Source organism: Chryseobacterium formosense (assembly GCF_900116415.1).
Classification (GTDB): Bacteria; Bacteroidota; Bacteroidia; order Flavobacteriales; family Weeksellaceae; genus Chryseobacterium; species Chryseobacterium formosense.
Genome location: NZ_FPAP01000007.1, coordinates 1 through 25709, shown reverse-complemented (window position 1 = coordinate 25709; position 25709 = coordinate 1). Strand labels below are relative to the sequence as shown.

Here is a 25709-nt window from a genome sequence, read left to right as displayed (position 1 = left end):
TAACTGGTAGGAACAGATTTTGATGAATTACTACAAAGAACTTTCGGTTTAAGTTTTAATTAAAAATACCGGGAAAATTTATTGAAAAAGAAAAATTAAAATAGATATGACATTCGACATTGACATGATCAAAAAAGTGTACGAGCGTTATCCTGAAAGAATTGCAGCAGCAAGACAAATCACAGGTAAGCCATTAACACTTTCAGAAAAAATCCTTTACACCCATCTTTGGGAAGGCAACGCAACAAAAGAACATGAAAGAGGAAATTCTTATGTAGATTTTGCTCCGGATAGAGTTGCCATGCAGGATGCCACTGCACAGATGGCACTTTTACAATTTATGCAGGCCGGAAAAGCCAAAGTAGCCGTTCCTTCAACCGCCCACGCCGATCACCTTATTCAGGCAAGAGTCGGTGCAGAAGCAGATTTACAGGAAGGTATCAATAAAAATTCAGAAGTTTTCAATTTCTTAAGCTCGGTTTGCGACAAATACGGAATCGGTTTCTGGAAACCTGGAGCTGGAATTATCCACCAGGTTGTTCTTGAAAATTATGCATTTCCGGGAGGAATGATGATCGGAACCGACTCTCACACGGTAAACGCAGGAGGTTTAGGTATGGTTGCCATCGGAGTTGGTGGTGCAGATGCAGTAGACGTTATGGCAGGAATGGCTTGGGAATTGAAAATGCCAAAATTAATCGGGGTAAAATTAACCGGTAAAATGTCCGGCTGGACTTCCGCAAAAGATGTTATCTTAAAAGTAGCAGGAATTCTTACGGTAAAAGGTGGAACCGGATGCATCGTAGAATATTTCGGTGAAGGTGCAGAGTCTCTTTCCGCTACAGGAAAAGGAACCATCTGTAACATGGGTGCAGAAATCGGAGCGACGACTTCTACTTTCGGGTATGATGATTCCATGAGAAGATATTTGGCTGCTACAGGAAGACAGGATGTTGTAGATGCTGCTGACAAAATTGCTGAACATTTAACAGGTGATGCTGAAGTGTATGCAAACCCAGAGCAATATTTCGATCAATTAATTGAAATTAACCTTTCTGAATTAACACCTCACTTAAACGGACCTTTCACTCCGGATTTGGCAACACCGGTTTCTGAATTCAGAGCAAAAGCTGAAGCCAACGGATGGCCTCTTGAAGTGGAATGGGCCTTAATCGGTTCGTGTACCAACTCATCTTATGAAGATTTATCAAGAGCTGCTTCTATAGTGGAAGATGCTGTTGCTAAAGGAGTAAAACCTAAAGCAATTTTAGGTATCAATCCAGGTTCTGAGCAGGTAAAGTTTACCGCAGAAAGAGACGGATTTTTAGATTCATTCAGAAAATTTGAGAACGCAAGAATATTCACCAATGCTTGCGGACCTTGTATCGGACAATGGGACAGAGAAGGTGCTGAAAAAGGAGAGAAAAACTCTATTATTCATTCTTTCAACAGAAACTTTGCAAAAAGAGCAGACGGAAACCCAAATACTCACGCTTTCGTAGCTTCGCCAGAAATGGTGGCTGCAGTTGCTATCTCAGGAAGATTAGATTTCAATCCAATTACAGATACTTTAACCAACGAATCCGGTGAGCAAATCAGATTAGATGAGCCTAAAGGATTTGAGTTACCTGCAAAAGGTTTTGCTGTAGATGATAATGGTTATCAGGCTCCATCTGAAGATGGTTCTACTGTTGAGGTGAAAGTAAGTCCGACTTCTGACAGGCTTCAGTTATTGGAGGAATTCCCGGCTTGGGACGGAAAAAATATTACAGGAGCAAGAGTTTTAATCAAAGCTTTCGGAAAATGTACAACCGACCACATTTCTATGGCAGGACCTTGGTTGAAATACAGAGGACACCTCGATAATATTTCAAATAATATGCTGATTGGAGCAGTAAATGCTTACAACATGGAAACCAATAAGGTTAAAAATGAACTGACCGGAGAATACGGCGAAGTTCCAGCTGTACAAAGACAATATAAAGCAGCAGGAATTCCTTCAATTGTCGTGGGAGACCAAAATTATGGTGAGGGTTCTTCAAGAGAACACGCTGCCATGGAGCCGAGACATTTAGGTGTGAAAGCTGTTTTGGTGAAATCTTTTGCGAGAATTCACGAAACCAACCTGAAAAAACAGGGAATGTTGGGAATTACATTTGCCAATGAAGCAGATTACGACAAGATTCAGGAAGACGATGTGGTAAACTTTTTGGATTTGGAACAATTTGCTCCGGGAAAACAACTGACTTTAGAGTTTGTTCATACAGACGGAACTAAAGATATTGTCATGGCAAATCATACGTATAACGATCAGCAAATTGATTGGTTTAAAGCAGGTTCTGCTTTGAATTTAATCAAACAACAGGAAAATTAGAATTTAATTTTTATAATATTGCCAAAGCAACTTCAGTTTGAAGTTGCTTTTTTATTTTATCTTATCCAGAAGATTCATTTTATAGCTTTCTCCAATCGGAATTTCCTGTTCAGAAGTAAGAATCACTTTTTTTAAACCAATACTTTTCACCTTTTCTGTATTTAGTATAAAAGATTTGTGCACTCTTCTGAAATTTTCAGGAAGCTGGTTTTCCAAGGATTTTAAAGTGTCTAAAACAATGTATTCCTGAGCTTCAGTTTTGATGTTGACATAATCTTTAATGCTTTCTACGTAAAGGATTTCATTAAAGTTAATACGATGTTGCTGTCCGGAAGATTTTACAAAAAAATGCCCTGATTCTTTAGCATCATCCAAAGGAAAACGTTCCTTAGCTTTAAGGATACTTTTATTAAAACGGTCAAAAGAAATCGGTTTTAAAAGATAATCCACTACATTATGCTCATAACCTTCCAAAGCGTATTCAGAATAAGCTGTTGTGAGAATATACTTCATTTTATCACCAACAATTTTCATGAAGTTGATTCCTGTTATTTCAGGCATCTGAATATCAAGAAAAACAAGTTCTGCTTCATTTTTCTTGATAAATTCCAAAGCCTCAATAGGGTTTTCGGTAGAAAAAACAAGTTCTAAAAAGGGAGTTTTTTCGACATAACTTCCAATCAGAGAAACAGCGAGCGGCTCATCATCAACGATAATACATTTATTTTTCTTCATTCTTCAAATCGATCTTTAAATCTATGGTAAAATCTGCTTCGGTTTCCGTAATCTTGAGTTCATGTTTTTTTGGATACAAAATCTCAAGACGTTTTCTGACATTATCAATTCCGATTCCTGAGACTGAATCTTTCATCTTTTCTTTTTTATAATTTAAAAGATAAAAATGCAGAATTGTATTTTCATCAGAAATATTCATTTCAAAACCTTTATCTCTGAAATCACCGTGCTTAAAAGCATTTTCAACAAAAGGAACAATTAACATCGGTGAAATTTTCAAAGCAGGATTTTTAATTTGATTTGAAATTATAATTTTCTCAGGATTTTTGATTCTTAATTTTTCCAGCTCAATCAGACTTTCCACATAACCGATTTCTCGTTCCAAAGGAATAAAATCCTGCTCTAAATCTTTGGTTGAATACCGCAATAACTTACTGAGTTCTTCAATAGCAGGCAAAGCTTTTTCAGAATTCTGGAATACCAAAGAATATATATTATTAAGCGAATTAAAGATAAAATGAGGGTTAATCTGAGTTTTCAGAGCTTTGAGTTCGGCATATTTTTTTTCTTCGATCAATTTCTGCCTTTCTTCTTCTCTTTTAAAAAATATATTGAACAAAGACAGCACAGTACTGATGAACAGCGTGGTAGAACTATAAAAGACATTATCATAATAGTAATACAAAAGCGAAGTACCTTCAGCATAATTGCCATGTCCTATGAAAAGAGGCAAGATCAATTCTTCTACCATATAACGGAAGAATACGAAACAACCTACACTTACAAAAAAACCGAAAATAGTGAAATAGAGTTTTTTAATATTGAAAAAAAACGGAACGATGTAAAAATAATTGATATAAAAAGCAATAAAACTAACCGCAAAGAAAGTAACATTCAAAACGAAGAACTCTGTTTTACCGGCTATAACCGGGGTGACGATGGAAAAACTTAAATTAAGAATCCAATAAAAAATGTGTAAAAATAAAATTTGCTTTGCTCTCATCTTAATTCTTTGTTGTTAATAAAAATACTTTTAGAAGAGTAATAATGCAAATATATTGAAACCGAAGTTGCGTTTTTATTCTCCAGCTTTAAACTGCTTTTTTTAGGCAATCTGTAGCTAAGTTCAGACTTACCTGAAATTTCAGCAGGTATTTTAATATCAGAAACCAAATTTATCTTTTCATCTGAAAGATTCTTTATTTCTAAAGTTACCGGTGCTTTTACTTTATCAATATCAATGCTTTCGTTTGGAGCTATTGTAATTGTTTTCCAAACATCTACTTTGTGATTGCCTGCAAAGAGCTGCAGTAAAATCATACTTATAAGAAGAATTATATTTTTCATTGACCAAAAATAGATACAAAAGCCAATCTAAAACTTCCAAATCTATGAACCCCCGTTTTTTCCCGACGAAAATATTTTAAACCGACATATCTCCTTATTGGTCGAAACGATATTTTGTCTGATAAGTGTGAGATATAAATTTGTCAAAAAAAATAATCAACCTCATGAAAAAGATATTCCTTATTGCTGCTTCACTATTATCTATTTTTTCATATGCCCAAAAAAAAGACTCTTTACAAATAAAAAACATAGAAACGGTAACCATTAACGGAAAGAAGAAAGCACTTCTAGAAAGAAAAGCTGACCGACTGATCTTCAATGTTGAAGCATCAATCGCATCACAAGGAATGGATGGGGCAGAAACTTTAGCCAATGTACCAATGCTTAAAGTAGATGACAATCTTGGAAATATCTCTATTACCGGAAAAAGCAGTGTAAATGTGATGATCAACGGAAGAATGCTGAATCTTTCAGGAACAGCGCTTCTCAATTATCTGAAAACAATTCGTTCTGAAAATATCGCTAAAATAGAGGTCATTACAACTCCTCCAGCAAAATACGAAGCCCAGGGAAACAGCGGACTGATAAATATTGTTTTGAAAAAAAATCCTAATCTTGGTTTCAGCGGGAATATCAATTCTACTTTAATTCAAAGAACCTATTCAGGTTTTAGCAACAGCGGAACACTTAATTATCAAACTGAAAGATTTAGTGGTAGTGTAAAGTTCAATTATTACGACAGTGCCAAACGCTCAGAAGAAAACTATACCATTTTAGGAGCCACGCAAAACTACAGCCGATCGGTGAGAAAAGATATGTGGAATGAATTGACACCAAACCTAAATCTTTCGTACAAGCTCAATAAAAATTCTGAAATCGGGGTGGAATACATTTATGCTCATCAAAAATCGGCGATGAACATCGTCAATGAAACAAAAAATATAAATCCAGATTCAACAGTCGAAAATCTTTTGACCCACACCTTCCATCGCGAAAAACTTCCAGCCCACACTTTGAGCGCCTATTATGATTTAAAGTTAGATACATTAGGAAAAAAACTGAGCTTCGCAGGGAATTTTTTCAAAAATAATTCGGATACAGATGTAAATTTCTCAACTTTGAAAGTGAATGATAATTCCGTTCAGGATGTAAAAACAACTTCCATTATTTCACCACAGGTTTTCTCTTTACAGGGCGACCTGAAATTACCTTTTTCATTCGGAACTATCGAGACCGGTTTAAAATTCAATCAGTTTAAAAACTCTACCGATCTTCAATATTTTAACATCATTAATAACCAATATATTCCGGATTTGCAGAGAGCCAATTTGTTTAATTATCAGGAAGAAAACTATGCTGCTTATGTGAGTTATACAAAAAGTTTCGGTGAACACTGGGAAACAAAAGCAGGACTTCGTTACGAAAATACGCATGCACAAAGCTTCACACCATCAACAAACACAGGTAATTCTTACAATTACGGACAATGGTTTCCGTCGGCTTTCGTTTCTTACAAACAAGATAAAAATATTTTCAATCTATCTTACTCCAGAAGAATCAACCGCCCAAGCATGAGCAACCTGAATCCTTTCCGATGGTATTCAAATCCGTACTCTTACTCATCCGGAAATCCTCTGCTAACGCCGTCTTATATCAATAATTTAGAGCTCGGATATACTTACAACAGCAAATTTTCCGCAAGTATTTATTATTTAAAACTAAAAAATGGTTTCGGACAAATATCTATGATTAACGGGCTTTCACAAATAGGAACTTATCTTAATTATTATAATAATGATTTTTATGGATTTAATGTTTCCTACACCGGTAAATTTTTCAAATTCTGGGAAGCAAGTCTTTCGGTAAACGGTTCACTAACCGATTCAAAAGTTTACAATATTGAAGCTGAAACTTGGAAAGGGCATTCTTTAAGCTATTCATTTAATAACACATTCACTTTAAACAAAAGCAAAACATTATTCTTCTTCGCTAATTACAGCCAGGATTTGCCTTATAAAAATGTAAATTCTTCCTTTCAGAATTTTTCTAATTTAAATTCGGGGATAAAAATTTCTCTGATGGAAAAACAGCTTCAGATCAATGCAACTGTAACCAATATCTTCGCCCAAAAATACCGTGGAAATATGTATTTCAGTGACAACAGTCAGCATTTCAATAATTATTGGGACGGAAGAAGTTTTCGTTTGAGCGTAAATTATACATTTGGAAACAACAAAAAGAAAGTCAATACAAAAAATATCAAATTTGATGAAAAAGACAGAGCACAATAAGATTTTGTAACAAAACTGATTTTTCGGCGTCTAACTGAATAGATTTTTAACTCACATCATGAAGAAAACATTACTTACGCTTTCAATTTTTAGTTCGGTTTTTGGTTTTGCACAGGAAAACAAAGACAACAAAGAAGCCACAGAAAAAGAAAAACAAATCGAAGGGGTAGTTATTACTAAAACTAAAAAAGCCGTTGAACAAAAAGCAGACCGTACGATTTTTGATTTTTCTGAACAGCCAAGCTTAAATTCCGGATCATTAATGGAAGGGGTAAAAAAACTTCCAGGTCTGGTTGTTTCAGACATGGTGGGAATGATGTATCAGGGAAAACCGCTTGATGTTTATATGGATGGCCGTCCTTTAAATATGTCCAGCAATGAGCTGAACGCTTTTCTTGAAGGAATGCCTGCAAATTCGGTCGAAAGAATTGAAATTATCACACAACCCGGCGCAGAATTTCCGGCGACTTCCGGCGGAGCAATTTTGAATATCATCACAAGCAAGTCAGCGAAAAATTATCTTACTGCCGTTTATAACGGAGGTTACCGTTTTTCAGATTACGATAAATACAGAAGCAGATTTAATAATTCACTTTCGCTAAATTCAAGGAATAAATGGTTTGGGTGGCAGGTAAATTTAGGACAGTATTACCGCGAAAGCTTATCGCTTTCTGAGTTTGATGCATTAAGCAGAAACCAATCCAATTCTTTGGGAAGAACGTATTATTTGAATTCTGCATTTACATTTGATCTTGGAAAAGACAGATTGTTGCTGAATTACGACATCAATCATAATAATGGAGGCTCGTCGGTTACAGTTGACCAATTTTTAAATGAGGTAACAAAATCAAATTTAACAAGTGATTCTAAAGGTTTAAGACAGGAAGTTGCTGCAACTTATCAGAAGAAATTTAATGATAAAAATAAAAAGCTTGATTTTAAAGCAATTTACACAAACAGTAATTCTGAATTTGATCAGTTTGGGGAGACTTCACTAAACAACTCCTCGTTATTCAATCTATATAATTTCCGGGTTGATTATTCTCAGCCTTTGAAGATTCTTGACGAAGGAAAAATGAGTTTCGGAGGTTTATATGACCAGCAGAATTTTGAAACGAAAGACGGAAATCTTGTCAATCTAGATTATACAAGACAGACAGCTTCTGCATATCTTGAATTTCAGGCAACTTTGAAAAAATTTGATTTCATTGCCGGAGCAAGAGCTGAAAGCTATGACATCACGGGAGTTACCCGAGTGCTTGATGATAACGGGAATGTAAAACAGGATAATTTAAATCCGTTTAAAAAATTCAAGATTTTTCCAAATGCAAGTGTGCAATATAACCTGATGAAACAGCTTTTTGTAAATATTAATTACAACAAAAAGATCAGTTTGCCAAGTGTTTCGCTTCTGAACCCAAATAACACGGTGCTTCGTACCGAAACTTTAAATTCGAGCGGAAACCCGAATCTTCAGCCAACGATTTATGACAATGCAGAGATCAAGATCAGCGCATTTGATTATGCTTACATCGGCTATAACACAAGCTGGGTAAAAAACCAAATTGTACAGAAAGTTACCCGAGAAAATAATTTAATCACAAACGAACAGGTACAAGTCAACAGCATCAGAACGCATAATTTTAATTTAGGAATGCCTATTCCGTTCATGCTTTTCACGACACCGTTCAGCGAGCTGATGAAATTTAATGTGAATCCTGACAAAATGAATTTATTGTATGTTTATACAGGTTATCAGATTCAGGAAATGCCGGATCTTAAGACTAAAGGATTCTGGATCTTCAGCTTGATGGGACAGTTTATTTTACCAAAAGACATCAGACTTCAGGCAAATTACAACGTAATACCAAAAGGAGGAAATTTCTATTATTTTGAAATTGAAAAACCATTAAACAACGCTTTGGATATTACCATATCTAAAAAGTTTATGAGCGATCGTCTTAATCTTTCACTTTATGCAAGAGATATTTTTAATCAGAATAAAAGTGTCATCGTAGCCAATTCTTTGGGTGGAAAAGTGTTTACATCCAATAAATTTGACAGCAGAAGTTTCGGAATCTCTGTGAATTACAAAATTCCAACCAAAAATAAGCTTGCTAAAGAAGATCCGAATATGATCAAAAATACGACGCAAAGTGACAGCAATGGTGGTATTTTGCAACAGGGACAATAACTGTGATTTGAGATTTGAGATTTGAGATTTGATATTGAGAAATCTACTTTAAATACAAGCGGTTCTGAAATTCAGAACCGCTTGTATTATTTTGTTTTCAAAATTTTCTATTCTTCACAAGCCCTCCAAATCGCATCATTTTGCGGAACTCGAGCAACAATTTCTACCGGTTCTTTGGTTACTGGATGAATAAACTGAAGTTTTCTTGCATGAAGATTAATTCCACCATCCGGATTGGATCTTGGAGCACCATATTTCAAATCACCTTTGATCGGAACTCCCGTTTTTGATAATTGGGCTCTGATCTGATGATGCCTTCCTGTTTCAAGATCAATTTCCAATAAAAGATAATTATCTAAACTTTTAATGATGTTATAGGTAAGAATAGCTTCTTTCGCTCCATCAGTCGCTTTTGGAAAAACAATTGCTTTATTATTTTTCTCGTTTTTCTTTAAATAATGAACCAATTTCTGGCTTTGAGGAATTATTTCTTTAGCCACAACCGCCCAATACGTTTTCTCAATCTCACGATTTTTCACCATTTGAGTAAGTCTTGAAAGTGCTTTTGATGTTTTAGCATAAATAACCAAACCTGAAGTCGGCCGGTCAATACGATGCACCAAACCCAGAAAAACATTTCCGGGTTTGTTATCTCTTTTTTTGATAAAATTTTTAATAGAATCGAGCAGAGATTCGTCTCCGGTTTTATCTCCCTGAACGAGCTGCCCGACTTTTTTATTGATGACTAAAAGATGATTGTCTTCGTAGACGATTTGTTCTTCCATAATTACTGACGGTACTGCGATCTGCTCATAAAAGAAATGACAACCCCAACCAAAAGACCAATCGTTTTCATCACATTAAGACCTGAATCAACCGGTAAAAAAGCTCCTATAATACACAATCCTGCTGCGGCGTATAAAGGGTAAACAAATTTAGAATTGATCAATGTCAACATTCTCGCCTGAACAATAAAGCTGATGCCGATTAAAATATAAAATAATCTTCCCGATAAAAAATAATTAATATCGCCCGGAAAGATTTTAAACCATCCGACAGCCAGACAAATAATTGCCAAAATAGAGATGATTCCCTGTACGGTCTGCAAATTATTCCTGTCCATTAATAGCTTTCATTTTGATTAGGAAAATCAGCACTCTTCACATCTTTTACGTACTGTGAAACTGCTCCTGTAATTTCTGAATACAAATCTAAATATCTTCTTAAGAATTTAGGCGAAAAACCTTTATTCATCCCAACCATATCATGATAAACCAAAACCTGGCCGTCACAATGAGGTCCCGCCCCGATTCCGATGGTGGGAATTGAGATACTTTCTGTAACCTGTTTTGCAAGATCAGCCGGAATTTTTTCAAGAACAACTCCGAAACAACCTAGCTCTTCAAGCAATTTTGCATCACTGATTAATTTTTCAGCTTCTGCTTCTTCTTTTGCTCTTACTTTATAGGTTCCAAATTGATAGATCGATTGCGGAGTCAATCCCAAATGTCCCATAATCGGAATTCCGGCATTGATGATTTTCTTAATCGATTTAGAAATTCCCTTTCCGCCTTCTATTTTAATGGCATGAGCGCCACCTTCTTTCATCATTCTCACGGCAGATTCCAAAGCAATATCCGGATTACTCTGGTAAGTTCCGAAAGGAAGATCGGCAATTACCAAAGCTCTGTCGGTTCCTCTCACAACGCTTTGCGTATGATAAATCATCTGATCTAAAGTAATGGGAAGCGTTGTTTCAAAACCAGCCATGACGTTCGCAGCAGAATCTCCGATCAATATTGCATCAATTCCACCTGCATCAACCATTTTCGCGGTTGTAAAATCGTAAGCAGTAAGCATTGTTATTTTTTCCTTGTCGAATTTCATTTTTCGCAAGGTTTCGGTCGTAACTTTTTTAATTTCAGAATGAACAGACATACTATTTATGATTATTTAAAAGTTAAAAAGTCGGCACTGAGCCGACTTATATTTTTTGAATTTCTATAAAACCACGTGACCCAGTTTCATGAGTTTGTCGTGGTTGAGAATTTTTATATTTCTACCATCTACTTCGATGAGCTGATCTCCTTTAAATTCAGAAATCAGACGAATTGCACTTTCGGTAGCTGTTCCGATGATGTTGGCAATCTCTTCTCTTGTTAAAGATATTTTGATGAATCCTTCCGGATCAGTTCCTAATTTCTGCTCGAGAAGCAGTAAAATTTCAGCAAGTCTTTCTCTTACCGTTTTTTGCGCAAGGAATGTAATCGTGTTGGAAGATTCTCCCAATTCGTAAGAGATCTTCTGAAGCATCACAAAAGATAACCGTGAATCAACTTCAAGTAAATCCATAAAAATTTCAGCAGGAAGGAAAGTAGCTTCCACATCCGTCATTGCTTCGGCTTTTGCCTGAAAATTTTCGCCACAAAGTAACGCACGATACCCAATGATATCCCCTTCTTTAATAAATCTTAAAATCTGATCTTTACCAAAAGCTCCTGATTTAGAAAGTTTGGCTGCACCTTTTTCCAAAAAATAAACTCCCTTCGGAGTTTCACCATCTTCGAAAATAATATCGTGCTTTTGAAAAGTAAGGCTCTTTTTTGCCTTCATATACTTATCAAAATCTGCACTGGTTAACCTTTCTTTAAATGATTTATCGTTAAAAACTCTTGCAAATCTCTCTTCAATAGCAATTTGTTGTTCCTGCGACATTTTTATGACATTTGTCACAAAAATAGAACATTTTAAATCGATAAACAAAAAAAAATTGTTATAATTTTGTGACTCAATAATTTATGAAGGTGAGCGAGAACTGTTTTCATTGCGGACAAGGGATAGAAAAAGAGAGAATTTCTTTCGATGAAAAAATTTTCTGCTGTACAGGCTGTAAATCTGTTTATGAAATCCTGAATACCAATAATCTCAGCAACTTCTATGAACTCAATAAAAGAGCGGGAATCCGTCCGGATGAAAACGCTTCACATTATGATTATCTCGACACGCCTGAAATTTTTGACAGAATCACAGATTTTTCGGAAGGAAATACGAGTTTAGTAACTTTCAGAATTCCGGTTATTCATTGTTCGTCATGCATCTGGCTTTTAGAAAGTCTTCATACACTGAATAAAGACATTCATTATTCTCAGGTGAATTTCACAAGAAAGACCTTACAGATTTCTTTCAACCATAATCATTTAAAATTAAGCGACTTAGCTAAATTTTTAACGAATCTTGGTTATAAACCTGCCATCAATCTTGAGACCGCTGATAAAAACGAGGACAATCTAGACAAATCTTTATTGGTAAAACTGGCAATTGCTGGATTTGCTTTCGGAAACGGAATGTTTCTAGCCTTCCCCGAATATATTGGTGGTGAAGATTTCTGGATGGATCATTATAAAGGATTATTCAGAATTCTGATGTTTCTTCTTTCCGTTCCGGTTGTATTTTATTCTGCTTCAGATTATTATAAATCAGCTTGGTATGGTTTAAAAAACAAGATTGTGAATATTGATGTTCCGATTGTTTTGGGAATTTTCGTTCTTTTTGGACGAAGCATCTATGAGATTGCCACCGATTACGGCTCTGGATATTTTGACACCTTATGCGGACTTTTATTCTTCATGCTTTTGGGTAAAATTTTCCAGAAAAGAACGTACAGCTCGCTTTCTTATGACAGAGATTACAAATCTTTCTATCCGATCGCGGTAACCAAAGTAGATTTTAATGGAAAACAGGAAAACATTTTGCTTTCTGAAATTAAAATCGGTGACCGGATTTTAGTAAGAAATCAGGAAATTATTCCGGTTGATGCGATTCTGATCAGCGGAAACGGAAATATCGACAACAGCTTTATCACGGGCGAAAGCGAAAGCATTACTAAAAATCCGGGTGATAAAATTTTTGCCGGAGGTAAACAGGTTGGTTCTTCTTTAGAGCTTGAAGTGATTAAAAACGTGGATCAAAGCTACCTTACCCAGCTTTGGAACAAAGAAGCATTCAAAAAGCATGAGACCGGACTTGACACCTTAATCAACGACATCAGTAAATATTTCACATTCATTATTTTAGGAATTGCTTTGGTTGCAGGAATTTATTGGTATTTCATCGATCTTGAAACCATGTTTCAGGTAATTTCTGCGGTACTAATTATTGCCTGTCCGTGCGCATTGGCTTTGTCTTCTCCATTTACTTTCGGACATATTATGAGAATTTTAGGCAGAAACAAATTCTATGTAAAAGATACTCTGACCATTGAAAAAATTGCAAAAGTGAATGCGTTGGTTTTTGATAAAACAGGAACCATTACCCATAGAAAAAAATCAAACATCAAATACGAAGGTTCTGAAATTCAGGAATTTGATTTATTGAACATTAAAAGTCTGGTTAAAAACTCCAATCATCCGCTTTCAAAATCTTTATATGAATTTTTGGAAGTTCAGGATGAATATTTCCCTGTTGATCATTTTGAGGAAATTTCAGGTAAAGGCTACGAAGCAACCGTAAGAGGAAATATGTACAAGATTGGTTCGGCAAAATACAATAATCAGGAGTCTAAAAATCTCGAGACCGCTGTTTACATCAGTAAAAACAATGAATTTATTGGTAAATTCATCTTCAAAAACGAATACCGGGAAAACCTGAAAGATCTTTTCAAAAAGCTGTTGAACTATAAAATTTTCATTCTTAGTGGTGACAATTCTTCTGAGGAAAATCAGCTTAAAGACATCATTCCGAACTACAGCTCAATGGCATTTAACCAAAACCCGGAAGACAAACTGAACTACATCCAGAACCTTCAAAATCAAGGCTTAAAAGTAATCATGCTTGGAGACGGATTGAATGATGCAGGAGCTTTAAAACAGAGCAACGTGGGAATTGCAATTTCTGACGACAGCAACAGCTTTACACCTTCTTCCGATGTTATTATGAATGGCGAAAAAGTTTCTCAGCTTGACCGTTATCTGAATGTATGTAAAGGTTCGATTACCATCGTAAAATTAACATTCTTGATCAGCTTCCTGTACAATGTTGTGGGTTTAACCTATGCTGTATCTGGAAATATGAATCCTCTTTTTGCCGCTTTAATTATGCCAGCAAGTTCGATCACTGTCATTTCTTTCACAACAGTTTCAACCTGGATCCTCGGGAAGAAATATTTCAAAAAACAGGCGTAAAAGCCCTTATTTAGACTGATTTTAAATTAGCTGAAAACCTTATTTCGTGATGAATGTCATTATTTTTCACTAAATTTGAACCCCGAAAATAGGTTAATTTTGTTGTCAAATGGATATTCTATATTTAATGATCCTTTGCAGCGTTTCTTTGGCTGCGGTTTTTCTGGTCGTATTTATAGTTTTCGCCAGAAAAGGACAGTTTGAAGATGATGAATCACCAGCTGTAAGAATTCTCTTTGACTCCGATGAAATAAAGGAAAAAGAAGAAACTGGCAACAAAGACGAAGAGAAAAAAGGAGATAATAATAAATTTGAAGAAAAAAGTGAATAGTTAATATGGAGACACAAAAGTTTAGTTATGACAACAGTATTGTTCGTGCATTCCTATACGCTACCATAGTTTTTGGAATTATCGGTTTCGTGTTTGGACTTACGGCAGCATTGATGCTTTTCTATCCTGAGCTTCCTGAATTTTTGTTCGGGACCGATGATACAACAATCAACAGTCTGGCATCAGGAAACATACAAGGTTTAATCAATACCAACGGTGCACTAGGCTTTGGTAGAATCAGAATGCTACACACCAACACGGTAATCTTTGCATTCGTTTGTAACATCGTTTATGTGGGAGTTTATTACTCTTTACAGAGACTTTTAAAAACAAGAATGTACAGCGACACGTTATCTTGGATTCATTTCTGGACGTGGCAAATCATGATTGTAGCTACCTTCATCACATTCTTTATGGGGATCAATACTTCAAAAGAATATGCTGAGCACGAGTGGCCAATTGATATTTTAATTGCATTCTCATGGATTATTTTTGGAATTAATATGTTCCTTACCATTGGGAAAAGAAGAGTTCGTCACCTTTACGTTGCGATTTGGTTCTATATCGGAACGTGGATTGCGGTTGCGATGCTTCATATTTTCAACAATCTTGAAGTGCCGTTATCATTCGGCGGATGGAAGTCTTATTCAGCGTATGCCGGTGTAAAAGACGCTATCGTTCAATGGTGGTATGGTCACAATGCGGTTGCTTTCGTATTAACGACTCCGGTTTTAGGTTTGATGTACTATTTCTTACCAAAAGCGGCAGACAGACCTGTATTCTCATACAAGTTATCAATTATTCACTTCTGGTCTTTAATTTTCGTATATATCTGGGCTGGTCCTCACCACCTTCAGTATACCGCTTTACCAGCTTGGGCACAAGCAGTGGGAACAGGTTTTTCGATCATGCTTATCGCACCATCTTGGGGAGGAATGCTAAACGGACTTCTTACCTTGAGAGGAGCTTGGGATAAAGTAAGAGAGAATCCTATTCTTAAGTTCTTTGTGGTTGCAGTTACATGTTATGGTATGGCAACTTTCGAAGGACCATTATTGGCAACAAAAAACATCAACAAAATCGGTCACTTTACCGACTGGGTAATTGGTCACGTACATTTAGGCGCATTAGGATGGAATGGTTTCATGGCATTCGGTGTGATCTATTATTTGGTACCGATCATGTGGAGAACAAAACTTTGGTCTGTAAAAATGGCTAACTGGCATTTCTGGTTAGGTACTTTAGGAATCATTTTCTATGCAGTTCCGATGTATATTTCAGGATTTACACAAGGTTTGATGTGGAAGCAATTCAACCCGGACGGAACCTTATTATGGAAAAACTGGTTGGATACCGTTACGGCGATCATTCCTTATTTTAAAATGAGATTCGTAGGAGGTTTATTCTATCTTACCGGAGGTCTGTTTATGGTGGTAAACCTTTACATGACAATCAAGAAAGGATCATTCCAGAAAGAAGTTCCTGCTGAAGCACCTGCATTGGCAAACATCAGCAACAAGAGAAAAGAAGGAGAAGGTACTCACCTTTGGTTGGAAAGAATGCCTTTATTATTAGGAGTTTTATCTTTCTTAACGATTTCGATCGGAAGTATGGTAGAAATTATTCCTACTTTATCATTAAAGAAAAGTGTTCCGACAATTTCTGCAGTGAAGCCTTATTCACCACTGGAACTTGAAGGTAGAGATTTATATATCAGAGAAGGATGTAACGCTTGTCACTCTCAGATGGTAAGACCATTCAGAGATGAGATCGTAAGATTTAACGGTAAAAACGGACAGTACTCTAAAGCAGGTGAATTCGTTTACGACAGACCTTTCCTTTGGGGATCTAAGAGAACAGGACCAGATTTGCACAGAGAAGGTGGTAAAAACCCAAGTTCTTGGCACTACAAGCACATGTATAACCCAAGATCAACTTCTGCAGGTTCTATCATGCCTCGTTACCCTTGGTTGATTTCAAATAATCTTGACCGATCTAAAATGGTCGACAAGCTGAAATTCATGAAGAATACTTACGATGTACCTTATACAAAAGCGCAAATTGACTCTGCAGATCAATGGGCAGACAATCAGGCAGCGAAAATCGTAAAAGATATTTTTGTAGAAGCAGCTGATTTGAAAGATGCTTATGCAAAGAGACCAAAAGGAGAATTGGAGAAAAAAGAAATCGTAGCATTGATCTCTTATCTTCAGAGATTGGGTACAGATATTAAAACAACTGAAATTAAAACAGCAAGTACTAACTAAAATTATTAAAAGTTTCCGATGATTCCTCAAAACTTTAAAGACATATTATCCAATACCGAAAACGCAGGTTTTTACCAGACATTGGCTCTGATATTCTTTATGCTGTTCTTCGTAGCACTGTTAATTTATGTCTTCAGCAGACCTAAAAAATACTACAGAGAAGAAGAACACGCTCCGCTTGAGGATGATGAAGATGATTTTAATTTAAAAAATTAAACTATTTATTATGAGACAAAGAACACCGGTTTTTGTAAACATCTTAATAATTACGGTACTATTAGTAATTTTTTATTATTTGTTTGTACAAAGCTATTCGTTTTTAACTTCTCCTTATTTCTGGGGTACGGTGGTGATCAGTGCGGTTTTAGCATACATCCACTCTGCAATCGGAGATTTAATTGAAAACAATAAATTTAAAAAGCTAACTGCTGAAGAGAAATCAGCATATTTGGCTGAGAAAAAGATTTCTTATTTCACAAGATTATATTCAGCAGCTTTCAAAAAGCAGTCTGATACGGAAGAGAAAGATATTCTTATCGACCATGGTTTTGACGGAATTATGGAGCTGGATAACCAGTTGCCAAAATGGTGGGTCGGTTTATTCTACTTTGGTACGGTTTTCTGTATCGTATATATCTGTGCTTATTCATTTACAGATTTTGCACATCCGCTAAGCGAATATGACCAGGAATATAAAACACAGGAAGCTGCCATTGCGAAGTATCTTGCAGAACAGCCACCGGTGACTATAGAATCGGCGAAATTTTCTGAAGACAATATTGCAGCAGGTGAAGAAATCTTCAAATCAAACTGTGTATCTTGTCACTCAGATGGAGGTAAAGGAGGTATTGGTCCTAACCTTACCGATAATTTCTGGCACAATCAGCCTGAAAAAACATTATTCAAAAACGTATTCCACGTTGTTGAAAATGGGGTAACAGGAACGGCAATGCAGGCTTGGGGTAAAAACGGAGTCTTAACCGGAAGCGATATCGAGAAAGTTGCAGCTTACGTTTACTCGATCAACCAGATGAAAAAACCAATTACTCCGGCTGAAGGCGGTGCACCTCCATACGGTGACGAAGCGCATTGGGAAAAACAGTAATTAAAAAAATAGAAAAGTATATGAAAAAACATAATTTGTTATTAAATAAAATAGTAACGAATTATGTTTTTTCGTTTTTAAAACCTAGAGAAAATGTCAAAAATAGACGAAGAAGCCGCTCGCGGCGGACAGGGACAGGTTTTAGACCCTGAAACCTATAGAGATTCTATAGGAACAATGGAACAATCCGGAAAAAGAAAATGGGTTTTTCCAAGAAAACCAAAAGGAAAATATACCAATTACCGAAATCTGGTAAGCTATATCTTGCTTATCGTATATTTTGCTGTTCCGTTTATCAAGATCAACGGAAATCCGTTCTTTATGTTCAATGTCATCGACAGAGAATTTTTCATCGTAGGACAGCCTTTTTATCCACAGGATTTTTTCATCCTTACTTTAGGCGCTATTGCATCTCTTATTTTCATTATCATGTTTACGATAGCATTCGGAAGAATTTTCTGCGGGTGGATCTGCCCTCAGACAATTTTTATGGAATCTGTATTTCGTAAAATAGAATACCTGATCGAAGGAGACCGTAATAAGCAAATGAAGCTGGACAGACAAGAATGGAATACCGAAAAAATCTGGAAACGAAGTCTGAAATGGTCGGTTTACATTGTTATTTCGCTAATCATTACCCATTTTATGTTTATGTACATTGTCGGGTATGAAGAGGTATTGAATATCGTGTCACAAGGTCCGTTTGCCAACCCCACCAATTTTATGGTGATGATTCTCTTTACGGCGGCATTTTATTTTGTATTTGCATGGTTCAGAGAACAGGTTTGTACATTGGTATGTCCATACGGAAGATTACAGGGTGTTTTAATTGATAAAGAAACGATTAATGTTTTTTATGATTTTAAAAGAGGTGAAAACCGTTCAAAATGGAGAAAAGGTGAAGACAGAAAAGCAGTTGGAAAAGGTGATTGCATAGACTGTTATCAGTGTGTAGTGGTTTGTCCGACCGGAATCGACATCAGAGACGGACAGCAATTAGAATGTGTAAACTGTACAGCGTGTATTGACGCCTGTGATGAAGTAATGGAGAAAGTGGGTCTTCCGAAAGGATTGATTCGTTATGCATCCGAAAAAGAAATTGAAACCGGAGCTCCATATAAATTTACCGGAAGAATGAAAGGTTTTGCCGTTGTTCTTGTTTTACTGGTAGGATTTTTAGGATTTCTGCTTTCCAGCCGTGGCGAAATGGAAGCAAAATTCATCAAACCCGCAGGAAGTACATTCTTTGTAAGAGACGGAAAAATTATCAATACGTACAATTACACTTTCTTAAACAAAACCAACGACAAGAAAATTGTAACCATTAAAGTCATTGATCCGGCTCATGCTGAAATCGGATTCAGTTCTTCAAGTAAAATTACGGTAGATCGTGATAAAATCTCAAAAGGAACGATCAATATCAGTTTCCCGGAAGCTGAAATGAATTTATCAAAACAGAATATCACCATCGGAGTTTACGATATGAAAGGGAAGTTAATTGATTCTTATCAAACCTATTTTGAAGGACCTTTCAAGCTTCAGTTTTAAAAATTAAATCTAAAATGAATTGTTTTATTAATTTAATTAAACACTTCATACAACATCAATCTTATCAATTATGAAAAATTTCACTTGGGGACACGGTATTTTTTTAGCACTTGCCTCATTTATTATATTTATTTTGTCGATGGTTTTTCTTTTTCCAAACGGACAGAAAAATTCTGAAATGGTTACCGACAAATATTACGAAGAAGAACTTCAGTATCAAAGTGTAATTGATGCTAAAAAGCGAGCAGACGATCTTGAAGAAAAGCCTGTTTACTCTCAAAGCACTTCCGGAATTACTATCAAATTTCCTGCAGAAATCAACAATACCAACACAAAAGTAAGCTTCGTGCTGAACCGTTCGGATGACCAGAATTTAGACATCAAAAAAGAGATCACTCTGGATGCAGCCAATTCTTTCACCATTCCGGCAGCAGTTCTGAAGAATGGAAATTATACGCTAAGACTGACCTGGAAAAAAGATAAAACCGACTACCGTCTCGACTATGATGTGATATGGAAATAGCACTCATCATATCGGCCGTTGGTTTAGGCTTCGCATCCGGTTTTCACTGTATCGGAATGTGTGGTCCTATTGCGCTGTCGATGGGGTTAACCAAAAAACAGGCTACCAATTATTATCTTCAGAATCTTACCTATCAGTTCGGAAGAATTTTCACCTATGCATTTCTGGGAGCAGTTTTGGGAATTATCGGCGAAGGATTTGAAATGGCAGGTTTCCAGCAATATCTTACCATTGCAGTGGGCGTTTTACTGATCATTATGGCATTATTTTCTTTTGGTGGAAAAGATTTTGCCTCAAAAATTCCTTTTATTTCTAAATTTCTTTTTAAGGTTAAATCCAATTTAGGAAAATTGCTTCAGAAGTCTGATTACCGCTCAAGATTCACCACCGGAATTCTGAATGGATTTCTTCCTTGTGGAATGGTCTACATGGCTCTCACCGCAAGTCTTGCAAGTGGAGGAATCTGGCAGGGCGCTTCTTACATGGCATTATTCGGATTGGGAACACTTCCATTCATGTTTGCCATTGTTTTGGTCGGAAATCTCGTTAATCAGGCATTTAGAACAAAAATTTTAAAAGCCATCCCTGTTCTCATGATCCTTTTGGGCGGACTTTTTATATTAAGAGGTTTAGAATTAGGTATTCCTTACATTTCTCCAAGAGCCGAAGCCATGAAAATTTCGCCGGGACATGATATTGATTGTCATAATACGGATCCGAATCATAGGCATGATCCGGCAACGTGTCATTAGGGTAAAAAAATAACCACACTTTAGCGACGGTATAATTTATGCCACATGATACAATCATGTGAAGCGACGGGACGAAGAAGATAAAAGCATTGTCTTTAAAATCATCGATAAAATGCTCACCCATAAAAAATTCAAAGACTTTTTTTAATAAAAATGTAGCTGCTCTATAAAAAACAAAACCCATCGCAATTACGGTGGGTTTTCTTATTATCTGCCACACGATACAATCGTGCGGTAGCGAGGTAAGGATTAAATCTTCTCGAAGTTTCCGCCAATGGATCTACAACACCCCATCTTCCAATATCTGGCATAAAGAACCTTGCTCCATAGTCATACATTCCCGTCTCCTGAAGTTCTTTACCGTTGTATTTGTAATCTGCCACACGATACAATCAGCAGCGAGGAAAAGCTATTTAAAATCTTTTTCATTATATTTTTTTATAATGTAATATCCACCATAATCACTAAAAGTAATTATATAATCATTAATAAACATTTTATAAAGTATTGTTTTTACTTTTATGGGTTCTATTTTACCCGTTCTTAATATAAAAGTATTTTGTTGTTCTAAATTTAAATATTGTTTTTCTAAATTCTCAATAGACATTATTGCAATACCATTATCAATGACACTCATATTCGCTAAAACATCTCCTTTCTTCTTAAGAGTACTTATGTGTTCAGCTTTTATAGTCTCTTTTTCATTAAATAGATTTTTTAGGTAGCTGTTAAAATTTTTGTAATCTTCAGAATAATAATTTTTATATATTTCATATACTAAATCAATATTAGTTTCTAATATTTTTCCATTATTCACTTTAAAATATAAATAATAATTAAAATATAGAGAAGGTAAACCATTTTGAATTGATGATAGTCTATCTATAAAATTTTTATTTCTAACTTCTTGTTTGCAAGAAAAAGAGAATATAAACAAAACTAATAAAGCTATTTTTTTTAAATAATTTTTCATATTACTTTTTTTTAATCTTGTTTTCTTTTGGTTGTGGAGTTGGCATTATATAATTCTGAGGATTTGTAGGTACTTTTCTTCCGCCATAAGTGGTTCTTAAAGGTAATCCTTCTAATTTTCTTGCTTCATTTTCTGTTTTAACAGCTCTTTGTTCCGATGGATCATCTGCATTATTAGAATCTGTAGCGTCAGATTGATTACCTTTTTCTTTATCATATTGGTGTTCCATTTCATGAGCAACTAAACTTAAATCACTAAGCGGAACTCCTTCTACATCTTCAAACCTTTCTTTTTCACTTTTATTCCCAAAATTATATATACTTTTTGAGCCACCTCCCGGAAGTCCTTCCATTCCCGAAGGTTGATCTGGAGTTTGAGGATCAAATATATAATGCTTATTTCGCTATTTTCAAGTGTATGTAATCTATCTTTTAAAATTGCATTGTTTGAATGTTCAATTTTTCTATATACTTTTGCAAGCCTAAATAAATTAGCACTCGCTTTTTGGTTTCGACCATCATACTTTTGACCTTTTCTATCTCCATTCATGTAATAGAAATTTCCTTTTCAATATTGAAGCTGTCCCGTAGTCTCTCCTTTTGAATTGGTTAATACAAAAATAATTTCATTTCCACCTGGATCAACAAACATTATGGGATTATTTGCTGCGTAATTGTAAGGCGACATAAAATTATATTTTTCAGCCTTATTATCGATCACTCCCCATCTCCCAATATCCGGCATGTAGAACCTTGCGCCGTAATCATACGTTCCCGTTTCTTGAAGTTCCTTTCCGTTGTACTTATAATGTAAGTAACCTCATAAAATACGAGGTTACTTATTTTATCTGTCACATGATTAAATCGTGCGGTAGTGTAGGTATCTACTGACAGGAGCTAAAAGCTCGCACCAGCGTGAGGAGTTTCACTTGTAATTTTGCACTTACTAGCATGCCATTTATTATTTATCTTTTTCATATTAACTTCTACAAAAGTTTCCGAGCTTTTTATTTTGTAAAGCATATAAAACTTATCAAAGTTTTCATTGAATTGATAAGTCCATATTATTACCCAAATACCGTTTTCTTTTAACTGTGAGTGATTGATTGTAGTAGTGTGATTAAAAATTTTGATACTTCTGGTAAAGGGATCATTTTTTTTTCCAATTATAATGTTTATTTTAGAATCTTCATTTTCAAAAAAATATTTTTTTTTAGATTCCTCACATATATTAAAAGCAACCTCTATTATTTCAGTTAGCTCTCGACTCTTTTCTATTTTGTTATAATTGTCTAATCTTTTCTTTTTTTGGCAACAGATTATCAAAAAAAACGAAACAAATAACAAATACAGTAACTGTTTATTTAATTTCTTCATCTTTTTGTTTTTTAACTCGAACATTATCAATTACTTTTTTGAATTCTTCATATTTATCTTTCTCCTGCTTCATCTTAAATGAGTCTTTCACCATTTTTTCAATAATTCTATCCAACCGTTTTTCAGCAGCCTTTCGATGTTTTCTAACATTAGAATATTGAAGATCTTCTTTAAATATATCTAACTCAAAAAGGTCACCGTGATCTTGTTTTTCAATCACCTTTGCTTCATCATTTCCTCTATGAATATCTTCGTGAAGAATGGTCATTGCAATTTTGAAAATCAAATCTGCTTTGTCTTCACCATCATAATCGGAAGCGTTATCAACTGTGATTTCATTTAGTGTTAAATTATTTGTACCTAACCCATTGGTTGCATACTCTCCAAAAGCATAACCATTGAGAGATTTGTCTAATGTTATCGTAGGTCCCTTTCCATTTGTAAAATCTCTCTTTAATTGACTATAAGATAAATTACCTCTTTTCATAACACTATTTAATACCTGATTATCTTTCAAAAAAGATCTTGCAAGTTCAATAGCTTTTTGAATAATTACCCTTTGCTCTTTGGTAGCTTTTGAATCGATTATAAATCTACCATCAGGATCAATATATCTAATTGGATTATTCACCACATAATTATAAGGTGACCATCGACGGTATTTTTCCGCCAGCGGATCTACCACACCCCATCTACCAATATCGGGCATATAGAATCTTGCGCCATAATCATACATTCCAGTCTCTTGGAGTTCCTTCCCATTGTACTTGTAATTTTTATAACTTCCAGTACCAAAATATGCTTCCTCCTCTTCATTTCTGATGAAACTCATCCCAAAAGGATAATAATCATTACTGTCGGTAACCAAGAGATCGTTCCCCTCCTTCTTGTAGCTTATTCTCACATTTCCTAAATGATCTTTATACTGATAAATGTACTCATTATTTTCGAAATCATAAAAGCCTTCAGCTGTGGGTACAAATTTTAGTTCATTTGCATATCCTATTTCTTGTAAAATTTGCATAAATGCTTCGGGTTCGTAAGCCGTGCCGCCGGCTTCTGCATACATCGCCCCAAGTTCATTGCCATTGGAGGTTGCATAATGAAATCCGTCAAGGTATTCTGTGGATGTCGCATACATTACACCATTTGAGCTTGAGATGTAAGCTTTGTGAAGTTTTGTTCCATCCGCACGATAAAGGTAACTGTTACTCGTCGATTGATTATTAATTATGAATTTATTAGGAAGATTAAGGTGGTTGTAATGAATTTCTTCAATCATCTTATCTGGCATTTTGATCATATTGCCATTGTCATCGTAATCAACAGTATTTCCTCCGCCTTCATAGCCCGAAGGATTTGTTGTCCCATCATTAATGCTGATAAGCCGGTTTCCTCCATATTCATAAGTAAGATCGTCTATCTGTTCCGGTGTATTATAATGTGATGGTGCATTTCTGGATAATGAGAGAATATTTCCATTCAGATCGTACGTAATTTTTTCATCGTAAAATTTTTCTGAAAGATTATAACTGGAAGGTTCCGAAAATCCGGCATGTTTTAGTCGGTTAAGACCGTCATAATCATAATTATATCGTCTTACATTGGGAGAACTCGCATGGTTCTTTGCCCAATCGATCTCGGCAATGTTTCCGTTGAATCTTCCTGCGGAGATACCTGTATTTTCAGGGTTGTTATATTTAATTTTATATCCGAACAAATCACCTCCGCTTAAATCATTCGGATTGTTGATTCCTGTCATCCAGCCTCGGATGTTATAGGTATAATCTACCGTCTGAAGTTCGTTTCCTGCACTTGTTCCGCCTACTTTCTTGCTTTTTAGCTGTGAAAGTTCGTTGTATTCGTTTTGGGCTAGATATTCCACAGTATTTCCATCAACCTGATGCGTATGCGTTAACAATCTGTTTTGATGATCATACGTGAAATTTTCTGTAATCAAACGTTCAACATCGGTATCAAGCCTTTTATGCCTTGTTACAACCTGTTTCGGAGTTCCCGAAAAGTCAAGCTGGGATTCTGTCTTCGTGTAACCTCCCAAATGATTGATCGAATGGGTTGCAATGGCTCTTCCTTTATTGTCGTACCAGGTGTAGTTCTTCGTCCAGTTATCGTCTTCAATGTTTTTTACATAAGAAGCTACAGGTAAACTTTTGGTATTTACGTTTTGCGTAAAATTATCCGTGATTGCTGCATTGCCTGGAAGTGTCGGGGTAAAACCTGGTGTTCCTGCCGGATAAGTGTCGTAGTAATTTACTGAAAGAAGTTTAAAATTACCACCAGGATAAGCTGAACCGGTTGTATAAAAGACATCCATATTATTGTTATTCCAACTAAAGGATGATCTTGTTTCATTATTTGGCCCAAAAGATTCAACAGCAGCTAGTTGCTGGACTCTTCCAGGAGGACTATCAAGAATTCCGCTATATATAGACCTTGAAAATTGGTCATATTTTGTAAAAAGCCATTTTCCCTGTTCTCTCAAATTGGCATCCTGCGTTAAGACTAACCTGTCCTGCCTATCATACACCATGTATTCCCAGCCTTTGCCCGGAAGCTTTTTTTCCACCAGACGGTTTCTACCGTCGTAACGGTACTGGTAGCAAAGATTATTAAGTGTGGTTTCGTCAAGTGAAGCAATTGAAGCCAAAGGCGGAATAACAAAGGCAAGCTGGTTATATTCATTATAAACATA

22 protein-coding genes and 2 pseudogenes are annotated in these 25709 nt (G+C 35.6%); 11 read left to right on the top strand and 13 right to left on the bottom strand.

Annotated features, from left to right (window positions below; genetic code table 11):
* Positions 1–106: 106 nt before the first annotated feature.
* Entirely contained in the window at positions 107–2374 is a 2268-nt protein-coding gene (locus BM371_RS19110) for an aconitate hydratase (RefSeq protein ID WP_034672683.1), read from the top strand.
* 51 nt (positions 2375–2425) lie between these two features.
* Here the strand turns inward: BM371_RS19110 and BM371_RS19105 are convergent, their stop codons facing one another.
* The 3 genes from BM371_RS19105 to BM371_RS19095 are packed head-to-tail and all read right to left on the bottom strand — an operon-like array spanning position 2426 to position 4456.
* Positions 2426–3109 carry a LytR/AlgR family response regulator transcription factor gene (locus tag BM371_RS19105; RefSeq protein ID WP_034672686.1) on the bottom strand — a complete coding sequence of 228 codons (684 nt, stop codon included), beginning with the start codon at positions 3107–3109 and terminating at the stop codon, positions 2426–2428.
* Positions 3096–4112, bottom strand: a complete 1017-nt coding sequence (locus tag BM371_RS19100) for a sensor histidine kinase (RefSeq protein WP_034672689.1) — start codon at positions 4110–4112, stop codon at positions 3096–3098. The genes BM371_RS19105 and BM371_RS19100 overlap by 14 nt, the downstream gene beginning before the upstream one ends.
* Positions 4109–4456, bottom strand: coding sequence for a hypothetical protein (locus tag BM371_RS19095; RefSeq protein ID WP_034672692.1), 348 nt, complete (start codon positions 4454–4456; stop codon positions 4109–4111). The genes BM371_RS19100 and BM371_RS19095 overlap by 4 nt, the downstream gene beginning before the upstream one ends.
* Before the next feature lie 164 nt (positions 4457–4620).
* Between BM371_RS19095 and BM371_RS19090 the strand changes: the two genes are divergently transcribed.
* The gene (locus BM371_RS19090) at positions 4621–6747 is read left to right on the top strand and encodes an outer membrane beta-barrel family protein (RefSeq protein WP_034672695.1); all 2127 of its coding nucleotides are present in this window, start codon (positions 4621–4623) and stop codon (positions 6745–6747) included.
* Positions 6748–6805: 58 nt separating this feature from the next.
* Complete coding sequence (locus BM371_RS19085; protein ID WP_034672698.1) at positions 6806–8941, top strand: outer membrane beta-barrel protein; 2136 nt, start codon at positions 6806–6808, stop codon at positions 8939–8941.
* A 107-nt stretch (positions 8942–9048) separates the two neighbouring features.
* Here BM371_RS19085 and BM371_RS19080 read toward each other — a convergent pair whose 3' ends face one another.
* From BM371_RS19080 to BM371_RS19065, 4 genes are all read right to left on the bottom strand, one after another.
* Positions 9049–9729 carry an RluA family pseudouridine synthase gene (locus tag BM371_RS19080; RefSeq protein ID WP_034672701.1) on the bottom strand — a complete coding sequence of 227 codons (681 nt, stop codon included), beginning with the start codon at positions 9727–9729 and terminating at the stop codon, positions 9049–9051.
* Positions 9729–10064, bottom strand: coding sequence for a hypothetical protein (locus BM371_RS19075; protein WP_034672702.1), 336 nt, complete (start codon positions 10062–10064; stop codon positions 9729–9731). Before BM371_RS19075 ends, BM371_RS19080 begins: the two co-directional genes overlap by 1 nt.
* Positions 10064–10879 carry a 3-methyl-2-oxobutanoate hydroxymethyltransferase gene (panB, locus tag BM371_RS19070; RefSeq protein ID WP_034672706.1) on the bottom strand — a complete coding sequence of 272 codons (816 nt, stop codon included), beginning with the start codon at positions 10877–10879 and terminating at the stop codon, positions 10064–10066. The genes BM371_RS19075 and panB overlap by 1 nt, the downstream gene beginning before the upstream one ends.
* Before the next feature lie 63 nt (positions 10880–10942).
* Positions 10943–11656 (bottom strand): Crp/Fnr family transcriptional regulator, encoded by a 714-nt coding sequence (locus tag BM371_RS19065; protein WP_034672708.1) that lies wholly within the window; start codon positions 11654–11656, stop codon positions 10943–10945.
* A gap of 89 nt (positions 11657–11745) precedes the next feature.
* On the opposite strand from BM371_RS19065, the gene BM371_RS19060 reads away from it, so the two are divergent.
* The 8 genes from BM371_RS19060 (at position 11746) to BM371_RS19025 (ending at position 20647) form a co-directional block, all read left to right on the top strand.
* A complete protein-coding gene (locus BM371_RS19060; protein ID WP_177225360.1) occupies positions 11746–14121 on the top strand; it encodes a heavy metal translocating P-type ATPase in 2376 nt (791 codons plus the stop codon).
* A 109-nt stretch (positions 14122–14230) separates the two neighbouring features.
* The gene (gene ccoS / locus BM371_RS19055; protein WP_034672713.1) at positions 14231–14452 is read left to right on the top strand and encodes a cbb3-type cytochrome oxidase assembly protein CcoS; all 222 of its coding nucleotides are present in this window, start codon (positions 14231–14233) and stop codon (positions 14450–14452) included.
* 5 nt (positions 14453–14457) lie between these two features.
* Positions 14458–16719 (top strand): cytochrome-c oxidase, cbb3-type subunit I, encoded by a 2262-nt coding sequence (gene ccoN, locus BM371_RS19050; protein WP_034672716.1) that lies wholly within the window; start codon positions 14458–14460, stop codon positions 16717–16719.
* An 18-nt stretch (positions 16720–16737) separates the two neighbouring features.
* A complete protein-coding gene (locus tag BM371_RS19045) occupies positions 16738–16935 on the top strand; it encodes a cbb3-type cytochrome oxidase subunit 3 (protein ID WP_034672719.1) in 198 nt (65 codons plus the stop codon).
* 10 nt (positions 16936–16945) lie between these two features.
* Positions 16946–17824: a cbb3-type cytochrome c oxidase N-terminal domain-containing protein gene (locus BM371_RS19040; RefSeq protein WP_034672722.1), complete on the top strand. Its 879-nt coding sequence runs from the start codon at positions 16946–16948 to the stop codon at positions 17822–17824.
* Between the two features lie 93 nt (positions 17825–17917).
* On the top strand, positions 17918–19372 hold the full coding sequence (gene ccoG, locus BM371_RS19035; protein WP_074958888.1) for a cytochrome c oxidase accessory protein CcoG: 1455 nt from the start codon (positions 17918–17920) through the stop codon (positions 19370–19372).
* A gap of 70 nt (positions 19373–19442) precedes the next feature.
* Positions 19443–19895 (top strand): FixH family protein, encoded by a 453-nt coding sequence (locus tag BM371_RS19030; protein WP_074958887.1) that lies wholly within the window; start codon positions 19443–19445, stop codon positions 19893–19895.
* Positions 19886–20647, top strand: a complete 762-nt coding sequence (locus tag BM371_RS19025; RefSeq protein ID WP_074958885.1) for a sulfite exporter TauE/SafE family protein — start codon at positions 19886–19888, stop codon at positions 20645–20647. The genes BM371_RS19030 and BM371_RS19025 overlap by 10 nt, the downstream gene beginning before the upstream one ends.
* Before the next feature lie 242 nt (positions 20648–20889).
* Here BM371_RS19025 and BM371_RS21025 read toward each other — a convergent pair.
* The 6 genes and pseudogenes from BM371_RS21025 to BM371_RS18995 all read right to left on the bottom strand — a co-directional run.
* Positions 20890–21021 (bottom strand): annotated as a pseudogene (locus BM371_RS21025) (RHS repeat-associated core domain-containing protein); the annotation flags it as partial.
* A gap of 35 nt (positions 21022–21056) precedes the next feature.
* Positions 21057–21620, bottom strand: coding sequence for a hypothetical protein (locus BM371_RS19015; protein ID WP_074958881.1), 564 nt, complete (start codon positions 21618–21620; stop codon positions 21057–21059).
* Position 21621: 1 nt separating this feature from the next.
* The gene (locus BM371_RS19010; RefSeq protein WP_074958879.1) at positions 21622–21972 is read right to left on the bottom strand and encodes a M91 family zinc metallopeptidase; all 351 of its coding nucleotides are present in this window, start codon (positions 21970–21972) and stop codon (positions 21622–21624) included.
* 215 nt (positions 21973–22187) lie between these two features.
* Positions 22188–22418 (bottom strand): annotated as a pseudogene (locus BM371_RS20305) (RHS repeat-associated core domain-containing protein); the annotation flags it as partial.
* Positions 22419–22516: 98 nt separating this feature from the next.
* Positions 22517–22996, bottom strand: a complete 480-nt coding sequence (locus BM371_RS19000) for a hypothetical protein (RefSeq protein WP_143106495.1) — start codon at positions 22994–22996, stop codon at positions 22517–22519.
* Positions 22980–25709: RHS repeat-associated core domain-containing protein (locus tag BM371_RS18995; protein ID WP_074958875.1), on the bottom strand; the 2730-nt coding region annotated here is incomplete at its 5' end. The genes BM371_RS19000 and BM371_RS18995, both read right to left, overlap by 17 nt.